Annotated in this window: 34 protein-coding genes and 1 pseudogene; 18 read left to right on the top strand and 17 right to left on the bottom strand. The window is 57.0% G+C overall.

The window, feature by feature from the left end:
* Positions 1-213 precede the first annotated feature (213 nt).
* A complete protein-coding gene (locus tag SynBMKMC1_RS05125) occupies positions 214-1,185 on the bottom strand; it encodes an integron integrase (RefSeq protein ID WP_186472938.1) in 972 nt (323 codons plus the stop codon).
* A 61-nt stretch (positions 1,186-1,246) separates the two neighbouring features.
* On the bottom strand, positions 1,247-1,417 hold the full coding sequence (locus tag SynBMKMC1_RS14520; RefSeq protein WP_222930383.1) for a hypothetical protein: 171 nt from the start codon (positions 1,415-1,417) through the stop codon (positions 1,247-1,249).
* Between the two features lie 433 nt (positions 1,418-1,850).
* Between SynBMKMC1_RS14520 and SynBMKMC1_RS05120 the strand changes: the two genes are divergently transcribed.
* Positions 1,851-2,225, top strand: a complete 375-nt coding sequence (locus SynBMKMC1_RS05120) for a hypothetical protein (protein ID WP_186472937.1) — start codon at positions 1,851-1,853, stop codon at positions 2,223-2,225.
* Between the two features lie 176 nt (positions 2,226-2,401).
* Here the strand turns inward: SynBMKMC1_RS05120 and SynBMKMC1_RS05115 are convergent, their stop codons facing one another.
* The 4 genes and pseudogenes from SynBMKMC1_RS05115 to SynBMKMC1_RS05105 form a co-directional block, all read right to left on the bottom strand.
* Complete coding sequence (locus SynBMKMC1_RS05115; RefSeq protein WP_186472936.1) at positions 2,402-2,665, bottom strand: hypothetical protein; 264 nt, start codon at positions 2,663-2,665, stop codon at positions 2,402-2,404.
* Positions 2,666-2,842: 177 nt separating this feature from the next.
* A pseudogene (locus SynBMKMC1_RS14830) lies at positions 2,843-2,959 on the bottom strand (amidase family protein); the annotation flags it as partial.
* 18 nt (positions 2,960-2,977) lie between these two features.
* Entirely contained in the window at positions 2,978-3,106 is a 129-nt protein-coding gene (locus SynBMKMC1_RS14640) for a hypothetical protein (RefSeq protein WP_255486323.1), read from the bottom strand.
* A 24-nt stretch (positions 3,107-3,130) separates the two neighbouring features.
* Positions 3,131-3,526 carry an amidase family protein gene (locus SynBMKMC1_RS05105; RefSeq protein WP_186472935.1) on the bottom strand — a complete coding sequence of 132 codons (396 nt, stop codon included), beginning with the start codon at positions 3,524-3,526 and terminating at the stop codon, positions 3,131-3,133.
* A 110-nt stretch (positions 3,527-3,636) separates the two neighbouring features.
* Between SynBMKMC1_RS05105 and SynBMKMC1_RS05100 the strand changes: the two genes are divergently transcribed.
* A complete protein-coding gene (locus tag SynBMKMC1_RS05100) occupies positions 3,637-4,332 on the top strand; it encodes a TMEM175 family protein (RefSeq protein ID WP_370593939.1) in 696 nt (231 codons plus the stop codon).
* Positions 4,333-4,643: 311 nt separating this feature from the next.
* Here the strand turns inward: SynBMKMC1_RS05100 and SynBMKMC1_RS05095 are convergent, their stop codons facing one another.
* From SynBMKMC1_RS05095 to SynBMKMC1_RS05080, 4 genes are all read right to left on the bottom strand, one after another.
* Positions 4,644-5,000 (bottom strand): VanZ family protein, encoded by a 357-nt coding sequence (locus SynBMKMC1_RS05095; RefSeq protein ID WP_186472933.1) that lies wholly within the window; start codon positions 4,998-5,000, stop codon positions 4,644-4,646.
* Positions 5,001-5,058: 58 nt separating this feature from the next.
* Positions 5,059-5,829 carry an SdiA-regulated domain-containing protein gene (locus tag SynBMKMC1_RS05090; RefSeq protein WP_186472932.1) on the bottom strand — a complete coding sequence of 257 codons (771 nt, stop codon included), beginning with the start codon at positions 5,827-5,829 and terminating at the stop codon, positions 5,059-5,061.
* Between the two features lie 10 nt (positions 5,830-5,839).
* On the bottom strand, positions 5,840-6,595 hold the full coding sequence (locus tag SynBMKMC1_RS05085) for a hypothetical protein (protein WP_222930382.1): 756 nt from the start codon (positions 6,593-6,595) through the stop codon (positions 5,840-5,842).
* Positions 6,596-6,937: 342 nt separating this feature from the next.
* Positions 6,938-7,267, bottom strand: coding sequence for a cupin domain-containing protein (locus SynBMKMC1_RS05080; protein ID WP_186472930.1), 330 nt, complete (start codon positions 7,265-7,267; stop codon positions 6,938-6,940).
* An 886-nt stretch (positions 7,268-8,153) separates the two neighbouring features.
* Here SynBMKMC1_RS05080 and SynBMKMC1_RS05075 point away from each other — a divergent pair.
* On the top strand, positions 8,154-8,399 hold the full coding sequence (locus tag SynBMKMC1_RS05075) for a DUF2811 domain-containing protein (RefSeq protein WP_370593937.1): 246 nt from the start codon (positions 8,154-8,156) through the stop codon (positions 8,397-8,399).
* A 33-nt stretch (positions 8,400-8,432) separates the two neighbouring features.
* On the opposite strand, the gene SynBMKMC1_RS14635 is transcribed toward SynBMKMC1_RS05075, so the two are convergent.
* Positions 8,433-8,588 (bottom strand): hypothetical protein, encoded by a 156-nt coding sequence (locus SynBMKMC1_RS14635; protein WP_255486322.1) that lies wholly within the window; start codon positions 8,586-8,588, stop codon positions 8,433-8,435.
* Positions 8,589-8,621: 33 nt separating this feature from the next.
* A complete protein-coding gene (locus SynBMKMC1_RS14630) occupies positions 8,622-8,948 on the bottom strand; it encodes a hypothetical protein (RefSeq protein WP_255486321.1) in 327 nt (108 codons plus the stop codon).
* 264 nt (positions 8,949-9,212) lie between these two features.
* Between SynBMKMC1_RS14630 and SynBMKMC1_RS05065 the strand changes: the two genes are divergently transcribed.
* The 9 genes from SynBMKMC1_RS05065 to SynBMKMC1_RS05030 all read left to right on the top strand — a co-directional run bounded on the left by SynBMKMC1_RS05065 (position 9,213) and on the right by SynBMKMC1_RS05030 (position 12,661).
* Positions 9,213-9,521, top strand: coding sequence for a plasmid stabilization protein (locus SynBMKMC1_RS05065; RefSeq protein WP_186472929.1), 309 nt, complete (start codon positions 9,213-9,215; stop codon positions 9,519-9,521).
* 18 nt (positions 9,522-9,539) lie between these two features.
* On the top strand, positions 9,540-9,848 hold the full coding sequence (locus SynBMKMC1_RS05060; RefSeq protein WP_186472928.1) for a nucleotidyltransferase family protein: 309 nt from the start codon (positions 9,540-9,542) through the stop codon (positions 9,846-9,848).
* Entirely contained in the window at positions 9,845-10,138 is a 294-nt protein-coding gene (locus SynBMKMC1_RS05055; RefSeq protein ID WP_186472927.1) for a DUF86 domain-containing protein, read from the top strand. Before SynBMKMC1_RS05060 ends, SynBMKMC1_RS05055 begins: the two co-directional genes overlap by 4 nt.
* Positions 10,135-10,650: a DUF429 domain-containing protein gene (locus tag SynBMKMC1_RS05050; RefSeq protein ID WP_255486320.1), complete on the top strand. Its 516-nt coding sequence runs from the start codon at positions 10,135-10,137 to the stop codon at positions 10,648-10,650. Before SynBMKMC1_RS05055 ends, SynBMKMC1_RS05050 begins: the two co-directional genes overlap by 4 nt.
* Before the next feature lie 6 nt (positions 10,651-10,656).
* Complete coding sequence (locus SynBMKMC1_RS14625) at positions 10,657-10,782, top strand: hypothetical protein (protein ID WP_255486319.1); 126 nt, start codon at positions 10,657-10,659, stop codon at positions 10,780-10,782.
* 83 nt (positions 10,783-10,865) lie between these two features.
* Positions 10,866-11,183, top strand: a complete 318-nt coding sequence (locus SynBMKMC1_RS05045; RefSeq protein ID WP_186472926.1) for a nucleotidyltransferase family protein — start codon at positions 10,866-10,868, stop codon at positions 11,181-11,183.
* Positions 11,184-11,308: 125 nt separating this feature from the next.
* Positions 11,309-11,506 carry a DUF86 domain-containing protein gene (locus SynBMKMC1_RS05040; protein ID WP_255486318.1) on the top strand — a complete coding sequence of 66 codons (198 nt, stop codon included), beginning with the start codon at positions 11,309-11,311 and terminating at the stop codon, positions 11,504-11,506.
* Between the two features lie 102 nt (positions 11,507-11,608).
* Positions 11,609-11,731 (top strand): hypothetical protein, encoded by a 123-nt coding sequence (locus SynBMKMC1_RS05035; RefSeq protein WP_255486317.1) that lies wholly within the window; start codon positions 11,609-11,611, stop codon positions 11,729-11,731.
* 105 nt (positions 11,732-11,836) lie between these two features.
* Positions 11,837-12,661 (top strand): phosphatase PAP2 family protein, encoded by an 825-nt coding sequence (locus SynBMKMC1_RS05030; RefSeq protein ID WP_255486316.1) that lies wholly within the window; start codon positions 11,837-11,839, stop codon positions 12,659-12,661.
* Positions 12,662-12,682: 21 nt separating this feature from the next.
* On the opposite strand, the gene SynBMKMC1_RS05025 is transcribed toward SynBMKMC1_RS05030, so the two are convergent.
* Complete coding sequence (locus tag SynBMKMC1_RS05025; protein WP_255486315.1) at positions 12,683-13,798, bottom strand: ecdysteroid 22-kinase family protein; 1,116 nt, start codon at positions 13,796-13,798, stop codon at positions 12,683-12,685.
* 32 nt (positions 13,799-13,830) lie between these two features.
* On the opposite strand from SynBMKMC1_RS05025, the gene SynBMKMC1_RS05020 reads away from it, so the two are divergent.
* Positions 13,831-14,031: a hypothetical protein gene (locus tag SynBMKMC1_RS05020; protein WP_041428798.1), complete on the top strand. Its 201-nt coding sequence runs from the start codon at positions 13,831-13,833 to the stop codon at positions 14,029-14,031.
* Positions 14,032-14,078: 47 nt separating this feature from the next.
* Entirely contained in the window at positions 14,079-14,456 is a 378-nt protein-coding gene (locus SynBMKMC1_RS05015) for a hypothetical protein (protein WP_255486314.1), read from the top strand.
* A 74-nt stretch (positions 14,457-14,530) separates the two neighbouring features.
* Here the strand turns inward: SynBMKMC1_RS05015 and SynBMKMC1_RS05010 are convergent, their stop codons facing one another.
* A complete protein-coding gene (locus SynBMKMC1_RS05010; RefSeq protein ID WP_255486313.1) occupies positions 14,531-14,848 on the bottom strand; it encodes a hypothetical protein in 318 nt (105 codons plus the stop codon).
* 351 nt (positions 14,849-15,199) lie between these two features.
* Between SynBMKMC1_RS05010 and SynBMKMC1_RS05005 the strand changes: the two genes are divergently transcribed.
* A complete protein-coding gene (locus SynBMKMC1_RS05005; RefSeq protein ID WP_186472923.1) occupies positions 15,200-15,355 on the top strand; it encodes a hypothetical protein in 156 nt (51 codons plus the stop codon).
* A 301-nt stretch (positions 15,356-15,656) separates the two neighbouring features.
* Here SynBMKMC1_RS05005 and SynBMKMC1_RS14515 read toward each other — a convergent pair whose 3' ends face one another.
* The gene (locus tag SynBMKMC1_RS14515; RefSeq protein WP_222930381.1) at positions 15,657-15,797 is read right to left on the bottom strand and encodes a hypothetical protein; all 141 of its coding nucleotides are present in this window, start codon (positions 15,795-15,797) and stop codon (positions 15,657-15,659) included.
* A gap of 31 nt (positions 15,798-15,828) precedes the next feature.
* Positions 15,829-15,972 (bottom strand): hypothetical protein, encoded by a 144-nt coding sequence (locus SynBMKMC1_RS14510; RefSeq protein WP_222930380.1) that lies wholly within the window; start codon positions 15,970-15,972, stop codon positions 15,829-15,831.
* On the opposite strand from SynBMKMC1_RS14510, the gene SynBMKMC1_RS04995 reads away from it, so the two are divergent.
* Positions 15,971-16,387, top strand: a complete 417-nt coding sequence (locus tag SynBMKMC1_RS04995) for a hypothetical protein (protein ID WP_255486311.1) — start codon at positions 15,971-15,973, stop codon at positions 16,385-16,387. The genes SynBMKMC1_RS14510 and SynBMKMC1_RS04995 overlap by 2 nt on opposite strands.
* Positions 16,384-17,016, top strand: a complete 633-nt coding sequence (locus tag SynBMKMC1_RS04990; protein ID WP_186472921.1) for a methyltransferase domain-containing protein — start codon at positions 16,384-16,386, stop codon at positions 17,014-17,016. The genes SynBMKMC1_RS04995 and SynBMKMC1_RS04990 overlap by 4 nt, the downstream gene beginning before the upstream one ends.
* Positions 17,017-17,024: 8 nt before the next feature.
* Here the strand turns inward: SynBMKMC1_RS04990 and SynBMKMC1_RS04985 are convergent, their stop codons facing one another.
* On the bottom strand, positions 17,025-17,363 hold the full coding sequence (locus SynBMKMC1_RS04985; protein WP_186472920.1) for an MliC family protein: 339 nt from the start codon (positions 17,361-17,363) through the stop codon (positions 17,025-17,027).
* Positions 17,364-17,731: 368 nt separating this feature from the next.
* Between SynBMKMC1_RS04985 and SynBMKMC1_RS04980 the strand changes: the two genes are divergently transcribed.
* The gene (locus SynBMKMC1_RS04980) at positions 17,732-19,735 is read left to right on the top strand and encodes a mechanosensitive ion channel family protein (RefSeq protein ID WP_255486310.1); all 2,004 of its coding nucleotides are present in this window, start codon (positions 17,732-17,734) and stop codon (positions 19,733-19,735) included.
* The last annotated feature ends 281 nt before the right edge of the window (positions 19,736-20,016 follow it).

Genomic DNA, 20,016 nt, shown 5'->3' with positions numbered 1-20,016 from the left:
CTGTGCTGAGACCTTTTGGCGGCAGCTGATTGGCCTTCCCATGGGTTTGAGTCATGTCGAATGGCGAACAGCATTTCGGATGCATGAGCCGTCACGAGACTTATGACCACCTTGGGGCTGCTTTCTAGTGCAGAATGCTAATGCGGGGTAAAAAGATTGCCGGCAATAAATGTATATCGACCAAATCGATGCATTTTTTGTTGTTGAACAGCACTAATCAATGTCTGCGGGGCTGCGTACGCCGAGGGGGCCTGAATTCAGGACGTGGGTATAGATCATGGTGGTGCTCACATCCTTGTGACCGAGCAGTTCCTGAATCGTGCGGATGTCCTGCCCCCGTTCCAACAGGTGCGTTGCGAAGGAGTGCCGGAAGGTGTGGCAGCTGGCTGCCTTGGCGATGCCAGCTGCCGCCACAGCGCGTTTCACCGATTTTTGAACCACGCTGGGATCCAGATGATGCCGCCCCTGGCAGCCGTTGCTGGTATCGGTCCAACGATGCTGTTGCGGAAACACCCACTGCCAGCCCCATTCGCGCTCGGCATTGGGGTATTTGCGACCTAACGCATAGGGCATCAGCACCCTTCCCCAGCCGACCTCCAGATCACGCTGGTGCACCTGGCGAACATCAATCAGATGCTGTTCCAGGGCAGGAATCAGGCTTTGTGGCAAGAGCGTCAGTCGATCCTTCCCCCCTTTGCCATCGCGCACGCAGAGCTCTCGCCGCCCGATGTCGATGTCCTTGACGCGCAGCCTCAAGGCCTCCATCAAGCGCAACCCACTGCCGTACAGCAATCCCACCACCAGTGCTGGTGAACCCTCCAGTTGCTCTCGCACGGCACGCACTTCAGCCACACTCAAAACCACAGGCAGACGTTTCCGTGTTCGAGCCCGGACGACGGAATCGAGCGCCAAGGGTTGCCCCAGCAGTTCGCGATACAGAAACAGCACTGCGGCCAAAGCCTGGTTCTGAGTGGACGCGCTCACCTGTTCGGTCGTGGCGAGATGGCTCAGAAAGGTGTTCACCTCATCACTGCCCATGTCCCTTGGATGCCGTAAGCGGTGAAAGCGCAGAAAACGTCTGATCCACTGCGTGTAGGTGCTCACCGTGCGTCGGGCGTAATGGCGCACCTGCAGTTCCTGCCGGTAGCGCTCAATCAGCCTTGGCGATCGCTCTGAACCGCTCATGCATGTGGTTTTTGGTTCTGTTTGAGGGTTCCCCGCAGCAGAGCCAAAGCCACTCAGTTCATCACTTTGTGGCGATGCCATCCACCGACATGGGAATCGATTCAGGTGACATCCACACCGGTGCGCTATCGAAACCCACCAGTCTTTTGATTGGCTGATCGCTGGTCATCGGCTCTGGAATGTTCCCAGTGACGTGTTCAACCAACGCTTGTCGTTTCGCGAAGGCGGTCATTGAGAACATGCTGAGCGGGTCGGCCGGGCATGAAAGATTTCAACTAATGCATGGATCCGCTGCGTCTCGACGATTGAAATTTGCAGGATCACAACGAGATGAACCAGAAAGCCTCGCGCCTCGGCACCCTATGGGCCATCGGAACAGGATTCAGGCGGACCGCAGAAGCTGCTGCGAGTTCAGCGTTTTCTGTATAAGTTGCCAATGGCTGATCGCCCCCTAGGTCCACACCCGAGTCCAAGGAACGATTCCGGCAGTTCTCAACTTCTCCATTGTGCTGCTCTGGCCATCCGCGAGTTGAACCTCATGTTGTGGTCGTGTAGCAGAGAGATCAGTTCAGGCTCACAACAACCAGTGATCGTCCCAACAGGCCACGCAGATGTGGCTTTAACCTCGCTGCTTCCATTCCCGAGAAGCTTGAAATTGTGACTGCATGGCGATGAGCTGGGTGATCAATCTCCACCGTGGCGTGATGGCTCTGCTTTGGTTGGCACCTCTGGTCGGTGCGGCGGAGAACCGCTCCTGCTTGCCCCTTCTGCTGCTGCTTCTGCCTCTGATGTGCGGTGGGCTTCCGCGTTTGCAGCGAGTCGCTCATCGGCGCAAGCAGCGTGCGCTGGCGCTGTGGGCCGGTGCCGCAGTGCTGGCAATTGTGTTCTTGGTGGTCATTGACCTTGGCTTGCGACCGGTTGGCGGCCTTTTGGGACCGGGAGGTTGGTATGTGCTGCTGGCCCTGGCGGCTGTTCTCCTCACGTTGTTGCGCTTCAGCGACCTACGGGGACATGGCAGTTCAGATCACGACAGTCGCTGAACGTGTGTCCTTGTGGTGAGTCGCATTCAGATGACGGCCAATTGGTTCAGGAATTCAGGCAATCGTCTTCCCGTGAAGAATGGTGGAGTCTCCGAGCCAAAGGCCGAAGCAATTCGCATCGCGGTTGCATTGTCATAGGTGGTTGTGCAGATCTGAAGACGCAACCGGGTTCTAATTCAGGAGATTCCAACGAGCTGTGAAGACCCAGCCCACGTTGGGTTTGGGTTGAAGTCGGCTGCGAGATCGCTGGTAGCCGGTGTCGGCATCAGCACAGCGCTGTACCCATTCAGGGAAACAGCATCCTGAATCCGTTTGTAGAGCGCATTGATCATGTTTTCTGCTTGCTTGGCTTCGGCGCTGCCATGAGCTGTCATGGCAATCTCGGAGAAGTACCGGCCGTAGCTGGTGAGCTGGTCGCTGTAGACGTCGAGCTGCTTCAAATCCTCCCCGAAGGCCCCCGCTCAGCAGAGCCTTGACGAGGGCGGTGCGAAGTGCGGGGCCGTCCACCCCGAGATTCAGGTCACCCTCCTCAATTACAGCTCCCTGACGCTCCAACACCCGTAATGCCTCCGGGGTGTTCGCTGGCGTATTCACATCGATTTAAGCCCATCTTTGGTTCATGCCGAAAGCGATTCGCATCCCTTGTCTGACCCGGTGGCAGGAGTCGTCATCACTGCCGCAAGTTCTGCGCCTGAACCTCCCGAAGATCCGCCAACTGTGTACTTGAAATGCCATGGATTTCGTGTGACCTATCAGAGATCAGTCCAGGCCACACCCGCCAAAGACATCTCTGGAATGGTTGTCTGCAGGTGCAGAACGGCACCGGCTTTCATCAACTTGTCTACTGCAGGGTGATTGCTGCTGGCCACGTTGGCCTTCAAGACTTTTGAGCCTGCTGTCGTGAGTCAGCCCTTAACGTCATATTCATCTTTCAGCACCACTGTGATTCCTTCCAGTGGACGAGCGGTTCTGTTTTGATCTCTTTCTTCAGACTCTTTGGCTGCCTTTCGTGCTGAGTCAACGTGTGTCTCGGTGCGAGCATTGATGAGTGGCTCACTATGGCTGTAGCGCTCGACCTGAGCCTCAAGAACCTCAACTGGCGAAAGCTCACGACGTTGAAAATGCTCGAGAAGATCAGATGTTGATGCGTCAATCAATCCACCTCTATCAAGAGATAAGGGCCTGGCAACTGCAGAATTCGATCCAGCTAATGCAGAGGTGAAATCACGCAGCAGCAGTGCCGTGCATGCCCCAAGGCTTCCTGCAATTATCTGCAATACTTGTCTTCTGTTTGATGACATACAAGATCAATTTTTAAATCCCACCTTGGCATCCCTCTCAGGAAAAGGGACTGAGGCTTGTGCCCTGTGGGCATCCGCTCCACAATCAGCAGAGATGAATCTGATGAGCGATGCCGAACGTCGAAACTTTTGAGCGTCAAACGATGGATCCAGCAGTCCGATCTCTTGCTCGTATCGAACGCCTCACAGATGTTATTTATGGCCTTAGTTTTCTGTTGATTTTGCTGCAGATCGACCGGCCTGATCCGGCCGTGTTGCTCTCTTCTGAATCCCTTAATCGCTATCTCAATGATCAGTTGCCATCGCTCGGAATTTATCTAACAACTTTTGTCTTAGTGGGCTTTTATTGGCAATCGCACCTCTTCATGGCGAGCCGTTTCGTGCGCTCCGATGCAACGCACCGATGGTTGCAATTGGGTGGTCTGATGGGGGTGGCATTGCTTCCCTTTGTGAATGACCTTCTGGAATTAATGCCATTGCAGTCATCGATCCAGGTGGCTTACAGCCTGGTTCTGGTCCAGATCGGCTTCTTCGATCTTCTGACTCTTGTGCATGGATGGCGTCGACCCGAGTTGTTGGCTGAACCATTGCAGGTCCAGCATCGATGGCATCTGTTGTTTGAACTGGCTCTTGAGCCAGGGGTTTGCCTGTTGAGTGTTGGTGTGTCTCTCTTCCTGTCTCCCGCTTGGTGGGAATGGTCGTTTCTGATGCTTTTGCCGGGGTATGGTCTGCTTTGGTGGATGGATCAGAAAGCGCTCAAAACTCCACGGATTGAGGACCAGAGCGAATCAATCAGTCCAAAGTGATTTGATATTGCAAGATGAAAGCTACTCATCTTTCAGCTCTCATGGAAGGTCATTCACCCAAAATATCAGGAATCTTCGAGAGGAAAAGCACTTGTTCATTCATTGATCTGCTTGCTTTTCTTCTCTTAGGAAAAGGATCAAAATATCGTCAAAAGTTCCTTGATGCTGGGGTGGCATTAATGAATATCTGCGATCAAGCATAGTGCCGGCATAAAAATTTCGATTGGATTAATTCGCCTTCTTCTATCAGCCTGGTCAGCCTCGAAGCGAGTTCTTCAGGCAACGATGGGACTGCACAGGTTCTGAAGCAATCAATGAATCCTCTGGTTTAACCGTAGCTTGTTGATCAGAAAAGACAGGCAAACGCCAATCAGCAGGCCGACAACATTGGCCATGAAATCCATCCATTCACCGTAGCGATTGACGCGAGGCTGAATCAGTTCAATCAGTCCGCTGTAAAGCGCAAAACAGAGGATGATCAATGGCCAGCGCTTTGGCCTTCGCAGTGCCGTCGGCAAAGCAAGCACTGCGTAGGCAATCAAATGATGGGTTTTATCGGAGCCTGGAGCCTCTGGAAGAGTGCTGAGTGGGTTCAGCGATAGAGCGGTGATGCATCCAAGCAGGATGATGCTGAGACTGAGCCAGTGGCGATGGATGAATGCTGTCACGATCTTGAGTGGCCTTGATCATCCATGGATCTGGATCGATGGAGTTGCATCAGTCGGATCAGGATTGTTGAGATAGAGCAAAGGTCAGGATCTCAGCCTTTTTGCCCTTTTTCCCTTCACTGGAAATCACAAGTTCCCCGGTAGACAGAAATGTTATCCCTTCAGGCTGCATGAACTGATCCTTGTCTAGTCTCAAGGCTTCCTTGAAGCAACCATCCATGCCGTAACAGACAATCATTTTTTCTCCCTTGGAGCCAATCACGTAAAGATCATTGGATCGAGGGTGAATGGCAATGCCGGAAGGGTTGAATGTCTCCTCTGGATCATCAAGAAAATCACGGCTATCGATGATGTAGGCTGGTGCAGGATCCATCTCCATTGTTTGAAGATTAAAGGCATAGATGCCTCGCGTTGAATCATTCCTGGTTGAGGGGCCTTTACAGGCGATCAATAATCGATTCCGACTGGCGTCATGGCATAAGCCCTCTGGGTCTTGTTCCTTCTCCAGCGCTAAATCAAATTGTTTAAAGAGTGCATGATCGGATTGAAAATCACACACCTGGTAGATCGCTGGTTGTTTGCCTGACTTCAGCACATAAGCAGTCGTTCCAATCACGGCAAGATCTTCTGAATCACCGTCGCCATGCTTGGCAAGTTCAGTGATTGTTGCAGAAGCTAAATCAAAGAGATGGATCTGAACTGCTTCGTCCTGGACAAAGGCCAGGCAGTTGTTGCCTTCAAGAGGGGATAGTCCCGAAATTTCCTTGTATGGATCTGGTAGCGAATAACTGTTGTCTGGATGGTTGAGGTCGTAATGGAACGATGTCATGGCAGTCTGTTCACCACAGCACCGGGAACAGAAGAATCTGAGCCACCATTCCGAGATTCAGAAAGACAACGGCAGTGAAATGCCACCATTGATTAAAGCTTGACTCTGCAAGAATCCCTTCAATCATGCCACCAAGCATCAGCAGCAATGGTGCCAGCGCCGCCAGTGCACGAGGCAGACCATCGGCGACAAGGGGATCGCCTAGCAGGGCGAAATAAGCAATGAAGTTAACACTGGCGTTGGCGATGAAGACGACCAGGATTGAAATGGCCAGGGGAAAGACCGGTTGATCGTTAAAGGAGAAGGTGGCCTTGGGGTTCTGCGGACCAATGAAAGCAACCAGTCCACTCAAGACAGCAAATGTGATGGTGATGGCGCTGAAACCGAAGACGGCCAGCGAGAAGGCCAGCAAACCAAGCCCTTGGAGCACAAACAGAAGCTTGTAGGCCACTTCGCGTAGCCATTCGTTGTTATAGTGATCAACCGCAAAATCACTATCCAGTGGGTTCTTGAAGAAGGCCACTTGCCAGCCTTCGTATTCATGCATGGTGATTCCCATCAGGCCGCCGAAGGTCTGGATCAGTGGGCTGAGCAGTAGTAGAAAGACGCGTAAGTCGCTGCCACCCAGAAGTGGTCTGAGATCTTCACTGTGTTGAAAAATCAGGAAAGAAAGAATGAAGGTTGGAATAAAGGGAAGCCAGTGCACCAGCTCCACTAAGTTCAAGATCCAGCCCTTGGCAAAGCGATCCAACTTGTTTGCCACCAAGGAGGCCTTTGGTGCCGGTTTCTGCCATTCCCATCCTGGGCTTGGGTAATAGCCAAGACTCGGATCCGTGTTGTCGGTGATGCGATCGGATGTCATTTCATCAGCTCCATCAAAAGGTGTGCAAACAACAAGTGCGCAGCGAGCCTTATGCCTACCGACTCTGTCTTAGCAAGCAGTTCTGATCACAGCCACAGTCGAAACGAGGGTTTGCAGCCGAACCGCCCATGAGGCTTCACGGTTTCACTGCTCCGAGGTGAGCCGATGCGGCAAGCTTTCGCGGACAACTGAATCAACACTCACTTGTCCACGGAGCAGAGCGCATGATTGATTGGGCGCTCCGGATCAGGCGTGAAGACCTAGATAGAGAATCACCAGATCATCATTACTGGTATTGGAGAGTCGATGCTGTTCATGGGGTTCGATGGCGATGCATGAACCAGTCGGACATTCAAAATTCTTCCCATCAACAGTAACTTGTGCAGAACCAGAAGAGATATAGAAGATTTCCGTCATGTCTTGATGATGGTGCGTTTCTGCTGTTTCGCCAGGTGGGAATACAGCGTGAGAAAGATACACCAAGTGATCGATAGTATTTGGTGAGAGTAATACCTTCTTGCGGATGTTTTGATTGTGTGAGACGCCTGCATCCTGCAGGTCTGCGAGATTGGCCAAATACATAGCAACCTTCAAATCAATAGACACTAGCGATGGTGGCATCAAACCCTGTTAATGGGCTCAGGCAACACAATGTTTTCCTGTGATTGAATCTGAATCACTTGTGATTCACGCTTGTCTGAATGCATGGAGCGCTGCTGACGTCCGATTCCAAGGCGACGTCTGGTCAACTCCAGGATTGGAATGATTCAGCTTGGCAGCGCCGGGCTTTCATGTTGTGCTCCACGGCATCAGCGACGTCAATGTCCATTGACGACCATCGGCATCGCTTCGTTCTCAGCTGCCGACTCTTTCAGCAACGCTCTGCTGGCTAACAGGCTGAGAGAGAACAGCTCAGCCATCCAAGCTGCGCGGACGCTGGCTGAGCGGCTCCCGTGTTGATGGGATTGAATCCTCGCAGCATCGATTGAGCGGCTGTGCGGCCATCCGCTGCGCCTGCTGTTCAGCCGCCCGGAAGGGATGATCACCGCCGCTCAGCTGACGGCGGCCGCACTGGAGGCGATCCTTTCGGACCGTGACGGACCACCGCAGAAACCGGAGGGAATTGCCATTTCTGCTGCCACGCCCACCGACTGATAAGCAGCTGTAAACAGGGTTTTGATCCACCGAATCAAATCATCTTTCTACAGGTTTTCCACAGATTCGACAGGGCTCGATTCAGGCCTGCCAGCCACTACCGGACATTCCGGGGAAAACGAGCCCTCCACTTGACAGGTGGATCTCGCGCCCTTCGAGGTCGTATTCCACGACACATGCATGGCGATTAAACCCAGTGAGGGCCTTGATTCTTCACGGAGCACGTCGCTTAGGCGGACTGAATCCGCTTTTTGACAGCACTGCAAGCGCCATGGCCTGATGAATGGGTTGACAGCCGTGGGACGAGTTGAACGAGACACCCGATCTGATGCCGACTCACGTGAGTGTGGAAAACCAGTTGCCGGAGGATCTGTATCGCGCCATGGGGGGCTTTATCGCTGAGCATCCGCAGTGGGACCAATACCGCCTCGTCCAGGCCGCCATTGCAGGTTTTCTCTTTCAGCAGGGCTGCAAGGAGCGCACCGTTGTGCAGCACTACCTCGGAGGTCTGTTTCGCAAGCAGGCCTGCACCCCCGATGGTCTGCATTCGTAGGGCACTGCAGCACTTCCTTGGCAAATGGCTCACTCACCGTTTCCTTGGTGCTCTTGAGCAAGGCTTCGCGGGAGCCATCCAGCTCTGACCGCTCAACGAACGGAACTGGGTGAGCAGATCCGTGCGGGCCTGCTCGAGGAACTGGGTCTGGCTTTCCTGGCTGCGCAGCTTCTCGGCCACCTCCGCCATCGACGCCGTGAGCGTTTCTTTCTCACGACGCAGCTAATCCATCGCGGCCAGTGCACTGTCATGACCGGCCTTGAGCGCATCGCGCTCCTGGCTCACGCCCTCCAGTTGCGTGCGGCTCACCGCTGCCTGTTCACTGGCCTGTTGCGCCTGTTGTTGCGCGGCGCGGAGCTCTGAGCTTTGCGCTTCCAGCTGCTGGCTGAATTGCGCCAGACCCTGGTCGGCCTTCAGCAATCGCTCCTCCAGCAACCGAATCTCACCGGAGCCATCGCCGCTTCTGCTGCGGCCGAACATCCGGCTGAGGATGAAGCCAGCAATCAACCCAGCCAGCACGCCGGTGATGAACAGAAGGGTGGGAGCCATCGCACAGAGGAGCCATTCCCTTCAGGTTGCATCGATGGGCAGGCTTTGGGATCCCTCATCCGGGGGAGACCTCAATGAGAATTCCCGAAGAACTGCAAAGGCCTTTTTCCATCTCCCTCGATTGAGGGATCCGCGTAATGAGCTTCATCCCTCACTTGAGGGAGAAAGAGATCATGCGAAGGCAATCCCACACCCGCTGTGGCGATGCTTTTCCATGGAACAGCCCGGGCATGAATCAAACAGACCCTCAGGCAAACCCCGCCCATGCTCATCGCTAGCGTTGACAGCAATGACTGCGCTGCTGGCAACTTCAGATCCATGGCCACCCTCGACGACGCCATGGAGGAAGAGGTGCGCCAGATCCTCCACCAGGTGATGAAACCGGCTGAACCAGCAGCCTCCAGCGAGGGGCTGGGCTCTCGCATTCACAACCACTTCGCCCGGCTCGGAGGCGCCGAATTGGAGTTGCCATCACGGAGCGACACCCCTGCAACGCCTGATCTCATGAACGCCCATCCACGCATGAGCCTTCCGCAGCCTGAACGACAAAACAGCCGATTCAACCGATACTGAGGTCAACGCCCTGGCGCAATGAACAGTGCTGCTGCCACAACAATTCGCCAGCGACTGGAAGCGCTGAGGCCTCAGGTTCTTGAGGTGGCCAGACGTTATGGCGCCTCCAACCTGAGGATTTATGGCTCAATCGCCACAGGCCAAGAGCACCTGGCCAGCGATCTCGATCTGTTGGTTGATCTCCCCAAAGGACAGTCTTTACTGGGCTTGATCAGCCTTCGGCAGGAGTTGGAGGATCTCCTGGGCTGTCCAGTGGATCTGACTGAAGCGGAAAACCTTCACCCGCTGATCCGCAGTCAGATCCTTGAGCAAGCTCTGGCGCTGTGAACAAGAGCATCGCCAATTACACCGCTGGTGGAGAGCAGGAATTCCTGGCATCACGACTGATCCAGGACGGTGTTGTCCGCAATCTTGAGGTGATCGGAGAAGCCTTCAAAAACCTCAGCATCGAACTGCGAGAGGCCAACCCTGCAATCCCCTGGAGACAGATTGCAGGCATGCGTGATGTGCTCATTCATGACTATCTGAAAGTGAATCTTTCCCGTGTCTGGCTCACTGTTTCCACCGATCTTCCCGATCTGAGCACAACCGTGACACGGCTCCTCAATCAGGCTTGAACCTGACCGCCCACAACCCCAGTGGTGTGGCCCTGGCCCCTAGTTACGACGCCTTTCTCGCCCTGGCTGCGGGCATTCCCTGGGATCAGGGCCGAAAAGCCCAGGGCAGAGAACCCGATCCCGAAGCGCTGCTGGCTGCCTGCCAACAACTGGCGGGGCAGCCCGTGGACTGCGTGTCGGTCGACATGCCCCTGGCTACGACTCCCATCACCAGCCGTCGCGCCGCCGACACCGCCATCGCCAGCCGCTTCGGGCCGAAGGGTTGCTCCGTGCATAGCCCATCAGCCGAACGTCCCGGTGCCATCGCCGATCAGCTGCGCGAACGTTTCGCCGAGCTCGGCGTTCCCCTCCACATCACAACCCCCCATCGCCAAGGGCCGGCCCTGATCGAGTGCTACCCACCCGTGGCCCTGCTGGCCCTGCTCAATCGCGACTACCGCGTGCCCTACAAGGTGAGCCGATCAGCCCACTACTGGAAGGCGGAGCAGCCACCTCATCGCTGGAGCCAATGAAAAAACATGCTCGATGCCCTGATCTGCGCCTGGATCGGCATCGAACACCTCAGAGGCCGCACCGTTGGCCTGGGTGATGCCACCGCGGCCATCTGGGTGTCTCAGGCCCTGACCAACCACTCACCAGAGTGAGGCCAATCACAAACCGTATGCACCAACAAGGTGAACGACAAAACCGCCCAACCAGCCGATACTGACTGGAGAGGACAGGCGTTATGACCAGCTCGGCTGCCCTGAATGCTCTCAGCCCTGATCAGGTGCTTCTGCTCCTGCGTGAGCGCCAAGGCGTCTGGAGACAGCGCTACCAACTGCAACGCATCGGCCTGTTTGGCTCCACCGCCCGCAACCAGGCCACGTCGAGCAGCGATGTGGATGTGTGGGTCGAGCTGGATCCTCTCACGCCCTACGCCACCGTGCATCTCAAGCAGGAACTGGAAGAGCTGCTGAAGCGCCCGGTGGATCTCGTGCGCTTGCGTGAGCGCATGAACCCCGCCCTGAAGCGCGCAATCCTGCAGGAGGGCATCAGCGCATGAAGGCTGATCGGCTTCTATTGCTCACCCCCCTGCGGGAGGCACTGGAGCGGATCGCACGCAAGGCTGAACCATTGCTCGCGGACCCCTCTCTGCTGGATTAAGAGGATGGCCAAGATCGCCTTGACGTGATCTGCATGCAGTTCCTGGCAGCCGGTGAGGCCTTAAAGCGGCTAGAGAAACAGAAACCAGGCCTGCTCACCACCAACTTCCCGGAAATCGACTGGAAGGGGGCCATGGGGTTTCGCGATGTGATCGCTCACCAGTACTTCGATCTCGATGCGGAGCAGGTGTTGCTGATCTGCCAGGACGCGTTGCCCGGTTGATTAAGCGCCATTCGAACGCTCGAATCAGAAGCTCAGAGGCAGACCTGAGGGCTCAAACAAAAACAACGACTGATGATCATTAAGGGACTTAACGGCGATTTGATGAACGCTGGCCTCACTGAAGGCAGGGTTAATCCCCTGATCTGTGCCTGGAGCGGCATCGAACACCTCGAAGGCCGCACCATTGGCCTGGGTGATTCCACCGCGGCCATCTGGGTGCCGTGATCGCCGATCGATCGGAACCCAGCAACGGCCAAAGCGCCTTCGGCGTTGCTAGTCACCCACAAGTTCTCAACGGTGACCATGGTCAGGTTCTGCTGCAGCTCAGCCGTGATCACACTGTTGCTCGCCCTGCTGGCAGGGATCCCCGCGCCAGCCCACGCCGCCACCCCCTGTGAGCTCGGGCCCGGGTCTCCCGCCACGCTGCCGGAGATCAAGCCGGGATTCCTGAAGGGCTATCTCGAGCAGGAGGCGATGGCCGATGCCCTGGCCCTGCTCGAGGGTCCGCCGCCTGCAGGCAGCGCCGCTGCAGCCCTCGATCAAGCCCAGGCCAACGCCAGCTTTGCGCTGCGCGACTCAGCCCGCTGGACGCTCGCCGCCAGGGATGCCGATCTGCACTTCCCAGCAGCGGCCATCAGCTTCTCCTGCGCCCTGGGCGTGCCGATCAATGCAACGGACACGCCCAGATTGCTGCTGCTGATGCGCCGCAGCATGACCGATCTGGGGCTCTCCACCGACCCCGCCAAGAACCGCTACCAGCGCAAGCGCCCGTTCATGGTCAACAACCAGCCCATCTGCACACCTGCAGACGAACAGGGCCTACGCGCCAACGGCTCCTATCCCTCGGGCCACACCGCGGTGGGCTGGGGATGGGGATTGATCCTGAGCACGATCGCGCCGGAACGCAGCGACGCACTGATCGCCAGAGGCCGGGCCTTCGGTGAAAGCCGCAGCATCTGCAACGTGCACTGGATCAGCGATGTGCAGGCCGGTGAGTTGATGGGTTCAGCAACCACCGCCAGGCTTCAGGCTGATCCGGTCTTCCAGGCCGATCTCCAGGCAGCACGCCAGGAAGTGCAGGCGCTCAGAGCCCGGCAGGCCCAGCCCAATGGCGACTGCAGCCTGGAGGAGGCTGCTTTAGCGATTCGCCCTTAGCGAAGGAAAGAGGCAGGGCACTCAGCCGAAGGTCTTCAGCAGCGCGAGTGCCTCCAGCTCCACCACCAGAGCGCAGCAGCGCTCAATCCATTCATCGTCGAGCAGCATCGCCCGCGAGGTGATGTTGGGATCCATCTGCCAGTTGTGCAGAAAAAGCACAGAACTGAGGCAACGCAACGCAGCGAGTTGAAGATCAGCCCAGGCATCGCTGACGCTGTAGTCCTTCACGCCGTGGGTCTGCAGGCTCTGGTGCCACTGCCTGCAGAGGTCGTGTAGCCGCCCTCGCCTGGCGGGCATCGGCACGCTCCCGCCGATCAGGAAGGCGAGATCCATCGCAGCCATCGAGCGTGTGGGGGTGCCCCAGTCGAGGAGCACAACATCACGCTGCGTGGCGGTCCTGGCAAACAGCACATTTTCAACCCGCAGATCCCCGTGAACCAGGGTGAAGGGCCGCTGAGCGATGGCCGCATCGATGGCCTGGGAATGCTCAATCACCAAAGCGATCGCTTCAAGAGCCTCAGGTTCAACACGCAACTCGTAATCCTCCAGGAAGCTGCGATGAAACGCCGACAACGTCTCGCTGCTGCCCTGAAACCAGAACTGGTGATCAGGCAACCAGTCGAGGTTCAACAGCGATGAAGACGTCCAGAAGCGGGCATGCACCGCGGCCATGGCCTCGAGAACCTGCCCGCAGGCCATGGCATTGATGCCACGCACTTGGTTCCCCGCGGCCATCATCGAGAGGTCTTCCAGCAACAACCAACGCCCCTCATCGCTGGAGCCATTGCCCGTTGCGTAGACATGCGGCACCAACGGCGCCAGTTGAGGAGCCAATGTGCGATAGAAGCCCACCTCCCTTTGAAAGGAATGGAGACGATCCGCCAGGTCGCGGCCAACCGGATCATCACTATCGATCTTGAGAATCAACGACGGCAGCAGAGCGCCTGAGGGGCCTCGCGGCTTGAGACGCATCGTGTTCGAAGCAAATCCCTGAGGCACGCCCAGAGCTTCAATCTCCAGCGCTTCGACACCAAGATTCAATTGCGTGCTGAGCCAGTCCGAATCAATCGCATCACCAGAAGGAAGAACCGGCATCAAGGCATCCGCTTGCGGCTTGCGCAACACTGAATCATGCAACCCTCAAAAGCAGGGACAACCCGATGCAGCCCATGGCCAAGCTGGCAGAACTCAAGCTCAAACGTGTTCAGCAGCTGAATACGGCCGATAGCCCATTCCTGATCCGCAAGCACAAAGAGATGCTCAATTGGATGATGCGCACGTTCGGGCTGGACACCTACGGCTTGACCTGGGCGCAGTTCGGCAAAGGGGTGGGTCTGGGTGCCCTGGCCACGTGGCTGCTGCTGCGTTGAACCATGGCGTTGAAACAACGGATCGCTGAATGCTGATGAAGACGAACATGCCACTCCTGGCAGCTGTTCTCAGCTGCGCGCTCTGCGGAACAGCGGCCTGCAAGACCGCCACCAGCCCAGTGCAGGTGTCGCAAACCCAGCAGCAGCGCAGTGATCGCGTTGTGGGCTATTGGACGTCCTCCTCCGGTGCCGACATCACTCTTGCCTACACAGGAAGGGCCGAGAGTCTCTGGATCCAGGTCTTCCCCAAACCAGGGCGCGCCGATCCACGCGTGGATTACACGGCCCGGTGGTTGAGCAACGACCTCTTCACTTACACGGATCTCAGTGGGTCCACCATTGAAGGCCGCGTTTCAGCGAACGGAACCATGGTTGAGCTCAGAGGAGCCGATGGCTGGAGTGGGATCTGGCGGCGCAAGCGCTGATCCATAACCAAACGATCGCGACGGCGGAGAAAGGGCTTTCCCCGTGGAAAACCCAGGTTGCCATTCAGCAAGCCCTAGACAACAACGAAAGGAGTCACCTCGATCGTGCTGCTTAAGGTGAGGCTGGCATGAAAAATTTCAAACACCGTGTCGATCCGCTGCGCTTCAAATTTAGAGATCTCCAATGTCACAGCGAGGTGATCGAGAAAGTAGCGCTCATCTGGTTCAAAAGGGCCATCGGAACGCATCAGTTCTGAGGCCATGGCATAGGCCGTCATGCTCTGTGCTTTCGTAAGACACTTTGCCGCATGAAGCATCATTTGATGAGCCCCGACAGAACGCCGTAGCTCCAGGAGTTCATCCAACAGGGCAATCATTTCGCCATCAGCCATTCGACAGAAAGGCTCGCGTGCCCGCTTTTGTGAAATGACTGTCCCAGGACACAGCTGCAAACCCCACAGCTGCAAATGCCGTTAGAGAATCCATAACCAGGCAATGGCGAACCACCGTTATGGCTTCGGCTCAGCAAGCGTTGTTGTGGCAGCCAATACAAGCCTGAAGCCTTAAGAGGATTGACTGACCGATCAACACGATCGCTGAGCCGTGGCACGCATTTCATGGACAAGCAAATCCTGGGCCAGAAGGGTGAGAGCAAGACCCATCAGAGCAAGAGCCAAACCCTGATTGCAGTCAGACGCAACCGCTACATTTCGGGATAACTCCAGACGTTTTCCCCAAGAAAAATGCATCCAGCCCAGTCAATCGAGAAATTCTCCCGCGAGATTGATAGCTCTAACGATCCGCAGGCATTGCGCAGGATTGCCAAGGATCTTTTAATCGCCTGGAAACAGCAGCAAGCCGCCTCAGCCTGGGTTCTGCGTCAGACCCATGGCCTCTGAATACTGTTTTCACCATTCCGACTCCAACGTTTCAAAAAACATTGAGCACCAATCAAATGGTCACTACAATTACGATGAAAGTAGACGCATTGCGTCTACTTCACACTGCTGTGGCTGAAGCTTACGCGAAGTGGCCCGGCGGCGATCCCAATGAGCAAGCCTGCCTGCTCAACATGAAAACCCAGCTGTAGGCAGCCTTGATGGACCATCTCCTCGAATGCGGTTCGATCTGAAGAATTCAAAAAACAGCACTGGCTTGGTATCTCGCTCCTGCAGAAGGCAACGATTGCGTTGAAGCAACTCAGAACACGCAAAAGCGCACATCCACAGCATCACCGTTGAGCACCCTGTAGCGGTACAGGCCGGCACGGGGTGTTCTGATCCGCCGATAGCCCGCGGGTTCGGCCATGGCATCGGTCTCCTCGCCCGGATAGAGCACCATCACCTGCAAAGGAACCGCCTCGGGCCGTGGATCAAGGCGTGGCTCGATCCGCCACTCCTGAGCGCCACCCAGTTGCGAATTGAATCGGCACCACCGGAATCGGCGCTGCCGAAGCCGCTGCACTCAGCAACGGCAGCAGCATCGATGCGAACCCAGCAAAAAACGAACGGCGCATGCGCGACCCAGTGGCTGCACCGATGATGATGTTGGACAGCCACCGCATCACGCACAACATGATCAGCATTGCACTGGTGATGGGTTCTGCACTCCTCCTCGGTGGGATCAACGCCATCACAGCGAGCAGTGCCGGGAAGGCCATGGCCGCCGAGCCCCAGCAGGCCTTGGCGATCCTGCTCAAACAGCTTGATGCCAAGCCCTTGGGCCTCTACGACGGGGTACGACTGCTGCGCATCAACAAGCCGAGGGGCGGCAGCCTCACCGTGAGCGTGAGCTGCGAGCGCGAGCAGTGGCGCGTTCAGAACAGCGACAACCCACAAGGTCGTCCCAGCTTCTACGACGCCCCGTTTCTCGCAGCGAAAGGGATCAGCAGCACCTGGGTGTGCACCGGGCCGGCCAGGGTTTTGCAGTGACCAACGTGCACTTGCCCCAGGCATGGGATGCCCGCTACCAGCAGGGGACGGACGGCTGGGAGTTGGGCAAGGCCGCTCCTCCGCTGCAGGCCTTTCTTGAGCACCACCCCAGGGCACCCCAACCCGATGGACCGGTGCTGGTTCCTGGATGCGGACGCGGCCATGAAGCCGCGCTGCTGGCCCGCCTGGGCTTTGAGGTGATCGGGCTGGATTTCAGCAGCGAAGCCATCCGCGAAGCGCGGCGCTTGCATGGCGAGCACCCACGCCTGCGTTGGCTGCAGGCCGATCTCTTCGATGCCGATGCCCTCAGCGGGGCAGGCCTGGCCAGCGGCAGCCTCAGCGGCGTGCTGGAGCACACCTGCTTCTGCGCCATCGACCCCAGCCAACGGGCGCACTACCGCAGCACAGTGGATCGCCTGCTGCGCGCCGAGGGTTGGCTGCTGGGCTTGTTCTTCTGCCACCCCCGGCCAGGCGGTCCCCCCTTCGGCAGCGACCCGGAGCAACTGGCTGCGAGCTGGGCGCAGATCGGCTTTCACCCCCTGATCTGGGAGCCGGCCCAGGGCTCGGTGGCCGGCCGCAGTGAGGAGTGGCTTGGCTTCTGGCGCAAACCAGAGCAACGCAGCGCCTGAGATCGCGATCAGCCAGGACTCTGCGCGTCGCAGGCATCCAGGGTGATGCGCCATTCGCCGTTGTCGCCTCGCTCCTGCAGAAAGCCACTGTTGCCTCTGCTCCACCAGGTCACGGCATGATCAGCGCTGTAGCGGGCACCGGAAGCGGAGGCCACCTGGGGCAAGGTGAGGCGCCGCCCATCGGGCAGGCGCAGGCGCACGAACGCCAGCGACTGATCACTGAGCGAGCCGTAGTGCGCCTCAATGATCTGGCTCCCGCCGCAGCGGTAGCGAACCACCTCTCCCGGAACGACGGACAGACCGATCAGGCCCAGCAGCAGGCTGCCGGGCAGAGCGTGGAAGGGCATGGATTCTGGCCTTCAGGCGTCATGGTCATGATGACCTGTCGGTTCAAGGCGATCAGATCGTCAGGCTGCACGCCGCTCCCCCTGAAGGGTTAGCAACCCTTCAGAGAGCATCTCCGGTCATGCTGAAACGTCTCAGTAAAGAATGAAAAAGCAGGCCTTGATTAAATTGCCACGCATGCGTGATCCGTTGGCGTGGGAACGAGCAAGCGCTTGATGGCCTTCCTGGCCGGTCTCCTGAGCGTCATCCTTCTGTCAGCTGTTTCTCTGCGCGCTGCTCCGCAGTCAACCGGCGTTCAGTCTCTGGATCAGCGCTATGAGAGCGCTCTGCCGGTGATTCCTCTCCAAGAGCAGCCGTTTTTCCCGAGCTCGTGCGCCGCACGGACCTCTGGCGGCATACCCCGCTGGGACAGGTGGTGGGGGAGTCTCCTCAGGACACCCTGCTCAACTTTTACGCCGTCATGGCGGATGTGTCCTCTCTAATTGAAGATGTCGAGACCTCGCATCGCCAGAATCCCGGTCTGTTCTGGAACCGCCAGGCCCGCGCCGAGATCGAAGAGGTGGAGGTGCTCTTCAATGCGGCGGTGGAGGCTCTCGATGGCTCGTCGTTTGCGCTGGGCGTTCGCCCCTATCTCAAAAACGAAGCGGCCATTCAGCTGAAGCAGGTTCTCGATTTCATCTTCAACAGCAGCCGGCAGAGCATCTCCATCCCCGATGCCAGCGCCATGAAAGCGCTCAATGACGGGCGCTCCAAAGACACGCAGTCGTGGACGCTGCCGGGATCATCGATTGTTCTCACCAGTGAGCTGGCTGACAATCCGCTCAACAGCACGTTCCTGTTCTCAGCCGAAACCGTGGCCGAAGTCGCCAGCATGTATCGGCAGGTGCAACAACAGATTGCGGATCTCGATGATCAGGCGTACCTCACCCGCTCGTTCTACCAAGACTATGTGCACCAACCTGGCCGACTGTTTCCGCCCAAGTGGTATCTGAATCTGCCGGCTGGGGTCCGCACCGTTCTCGAAACCAGGGTGCTGTTCGGTCAGACCCTGTTCCAGCTGATGGTCTCAATGATCAGCATCCTGCTGCTGCTGATGCTGCTGGCCAGACTTTCCCGCCTGCTGATCCGCTGCTACAAGCGCAGATCCCATGATGCAGAACTGATCCGGACACTCGATTCCCTCGCCTGGAAGCGGGTTGTGCTGGTGCTGCCGATGGTGATCGCGACGAAAGCCGTTGAAGTAATCATTGACCATTACCTCAACTTCACCGGCACAGCGCTGGTGGTGCTCACCTTGCTGTTCGAAGCGGCCTATTTCAGCCTGTCCGTTCTGCTCGTCTTTCTGTTTTTCGAAGCGCTGGGACGCACTCTCTCTGTAGGACTGGTGCGGCTCTCCGGGGATCAGGCCATCTGGAAGTTGTCGAGAACCAGCAACCGGATGATGTCCATTTGTCGAATCATGTCAGGAGTGGTCGCTGTAGTGCTGATCTACAAACTTCTGCTGCAACTGGGTCTGTCGCCAACGTTCGTGCTCGCACTCTCCACTGTGCCCGGCCTGGCGATCGGTCTCGGTGCGTCCAAGTTGCTCGGCAATCTCTTTTCCGGCTTGTCACTGCAAACCGATCGGCCGCTGAAAGTGGGCGAGTTCTGCGCAATCGGCGACACCCAGGGCTTCCTCACGAAGATCGGTCTGCGCTCGGTGGAGATCGAAACCATCACTGGCAGAGTGACGATTCCCAATTCCGTTGCTGATGACTGCATCATCAACAACCTCTCCCGCAATTCTGTTGCCTCCGGTGCAGTGCCGCAGCAGGGACTGGATCTGAGTTTGGAGCTCGACCCCGACAATCCATTCAGTCCAGACCAGATGACGGATCTCCTGGCCCTGGCGAGGAGCTACGTCGCCAGCCAGCCGAATCTGATCAACCCCTACCTCACCATCGAACTGGAGCCAGTCTCACCCCAGCGACTGCGTTGCATCGTACGGATTCACGTCGAGACCTGGCGTGACTACATCGACATGCAGGAGACACTGACGCTGACCTTCAACCAACTGATTGAGCGGGTTGATCGTTCCCACTTCATGCTCGGGGTGTCGTACGACAGCAGCGATGAACAGCTCGCGGCCATTCCGAAGATTCTTGGTGAAATCATCGCGCGAACACCAGGGTTTGAACTCAAAGCCTGCCGCCTTCTTGAAATCGCCGAATTCAGCTACAACTTCAAATGCCAGCTCTTCTGCCCATCGTTGAGCTACGAGCAGTTCCAGGATGCGATCGATGTGATCAATCGTGAGCTATTGCACGAACTGGCAGCGGCTGGAATCGTGATCCCGTTCCCCACCGCGATTGAAATCCAGAAGGACGATGGCTGAAGAACACGGCTCTGAACTCGCTGAGCGTATGGCCTCGCCATTGCCAGCAGTCCTCATCGGTCATTGAGACGAAAAGAAACCGTTCTCACAACAGGCATGAACGTTCTCCTGGCAGGTGTGTTGTTCACGCTTGCACGCTGAGGGGGAGACGAAGCAAGCAGTTGCGGTGATGAGCCGTCTTCGGCTTTCGCCAAATGTCTCCTGATCGTGATTTCCAACGTGTCATCTGCCTGCTCAGTGACATGAGCAGGATTGTTGATGGGCGGTCTCAACGGCATTGA

The organism is Synechococcus sp. BMK-MC-1, from assembly GCF_014279955.1.
Taxonomy (GTDB): Bacteria; Cyanobacteriota; Cyanobacteriia; order PCC-6307; family Cyanobiaceae; genus Synechococcus_C.
The sequence above is the reverse complement of the archived record's forward strand: the minus strand, read 5'-3'. Positions and strand labels throughout refer to the sequence as shown.

Coding starts and splice junctions, on each gene's coding strand:
- SynBMKMC1_RS05060 (WP_186472928.1), top strand. CDS start 9,540: ATGAACAGTGCTGCTGCCACAACAATTCGCCAGCGACTGGAAGCGCTG.
- SynBMKMC1_RS05105 (WP_186472935.1), bottom strand. CDS start 3,526: ATGTCATCAAACAGAAGACAAGTATTGCAGATAATTGCAGGAAGCCTT.
- SynBMKMC1_RS05065 (WP_186472929.1), top strand. CDS start 9,213: ATGCTCATCGCTAGCGTTGACAGCAATGACTGCGCTGCTGGCAACTTC.
- SynBMKMC1_RS14515 (WP_222930381.1), bottom strand. CDS start 15,797: ATGGTGCTCTATCCGGGCGAGGAGACCGATGCCATGGCCGAACCCGCG.
- SynBMKMC1_RS05005 (WP_186472923.1), top strand. CDS start 15,200: ATGCATCCAGCCCAGTCAATCGAGAAATTCTCCCGCGAGATTGATAGC.
- SynBMKMC1_RS05125 (WP_186472938.1), bottom strand. CDS start 1,185: ATGAGCGGTTCAGAGCGATCGCCAAGGCTGATTGAGCGCTACCGGCAG.
- SynBMKMC1_RS14510 (WP_222930380.1), bottom strand. CDS start 15,972: ATGCGCCGTTCGTTTTTTGCTGGGTTCGCATCGATGCTGCTGCCGTTG.
- SynBMKMC1_RS05020 (WP_041428798.1), top strand. CDS start 13,831: ATGGCCAAGCTGGCAGAACTCAAGCTCAAACGTGTTCAGCAGCTGAAT.
- SynBMKMC1_RS05090 (WP_186472932.1), bottom strand. CDS start 5,829: ATGACATCGTTCCATTACGACCTCAACCATCCAGACAACAGTTATTCG.
- SynBMKMC1_RS14635 (WP_255486322.1), bottom strand. CDS start 8,588: ATGGCGGAGGTGGCCGAGAAGCTGCGCAGCCAGGAAAGCCAGACCCAG.
- SynBMKMC1_RS14625 (WP_255486319.1), top strand. CDS start 10,657: ATGCTCGATGCCCTGATCTGCGCCTGGATCGGCATCGAACACCTCAGA.
- SynBMKMC1_RS04985 (WP_186472920.1), bottom strand. CDS start 17,363: ATGCCCTTCCACGCTCTGCCCGGCAGCCTGCTGCTGGGCCTGATCGGT.
- SynBMKMC1_RS05045 (WP_186472926.1), top strand. CDS start 10,866: ATGACCAGCTCGGCTGCCCTGAATGCTCTCAGCCCTGATCAGGTGCTT.
- SynBMKMC1_RS04995 (WP_255486311.1), top strand. CDS start 15,971: ATGCGCGACCCAGTGGCTGCACCGATGATGATGTTGGACAGCCACCGC.
- SynBMKMC1_RS14630 (WP_255486321.1), bottom strand. CDS start 8,948: ATGGCTCCCACCCTTCTGTTCATCACCGGCGTGCTGGCTGGGTTGATT.
- SynBMKMC1_RS05100 (WP_370593939.1), top strand. CDS start 3,637: ATGCCGAACGTCGAAACTTTTGAGCGTCAAACGATGGATCCAGCAGTC.
- SynBMKMC1_RS05035 (WP_255486317.1), top strand. CDS start 11,609: ATGAACGCTGGCCTCACTGAAGGCAGGGTTAATCCCCTGATCTGTGCC.
- SynBMKMC1_RS14520 (WP_222930383.1), bottom strand. CDS start 1,417: ATGACCGCCTTCGCGAAACGACAAGCGTTGGTTGAACACGTCACTGGG.
- SynBMKMC1_RS05120 (WP_186472937.1), top strand. CDS start 1,851: ATGGCGATGAGCTGGGTGATCAATCTCCACCGTGGCGTGATGGCTCTG.
- SynBMKMC1_RS05010 (WP_255486313.1), bottom strand. CDS start 14,848: ATGGCTGATGGCGAAATGATTGCCCTGTTGGATGAACTCCTGGAGCTA.
- SynBMKMC1_RS05015 (WP_255486314.1), top strand. CDS start 14,079: ATGCCACTCCTGGCAGCTGTTCTCAGCTGCGCGCTCTGCGGAACAGCG.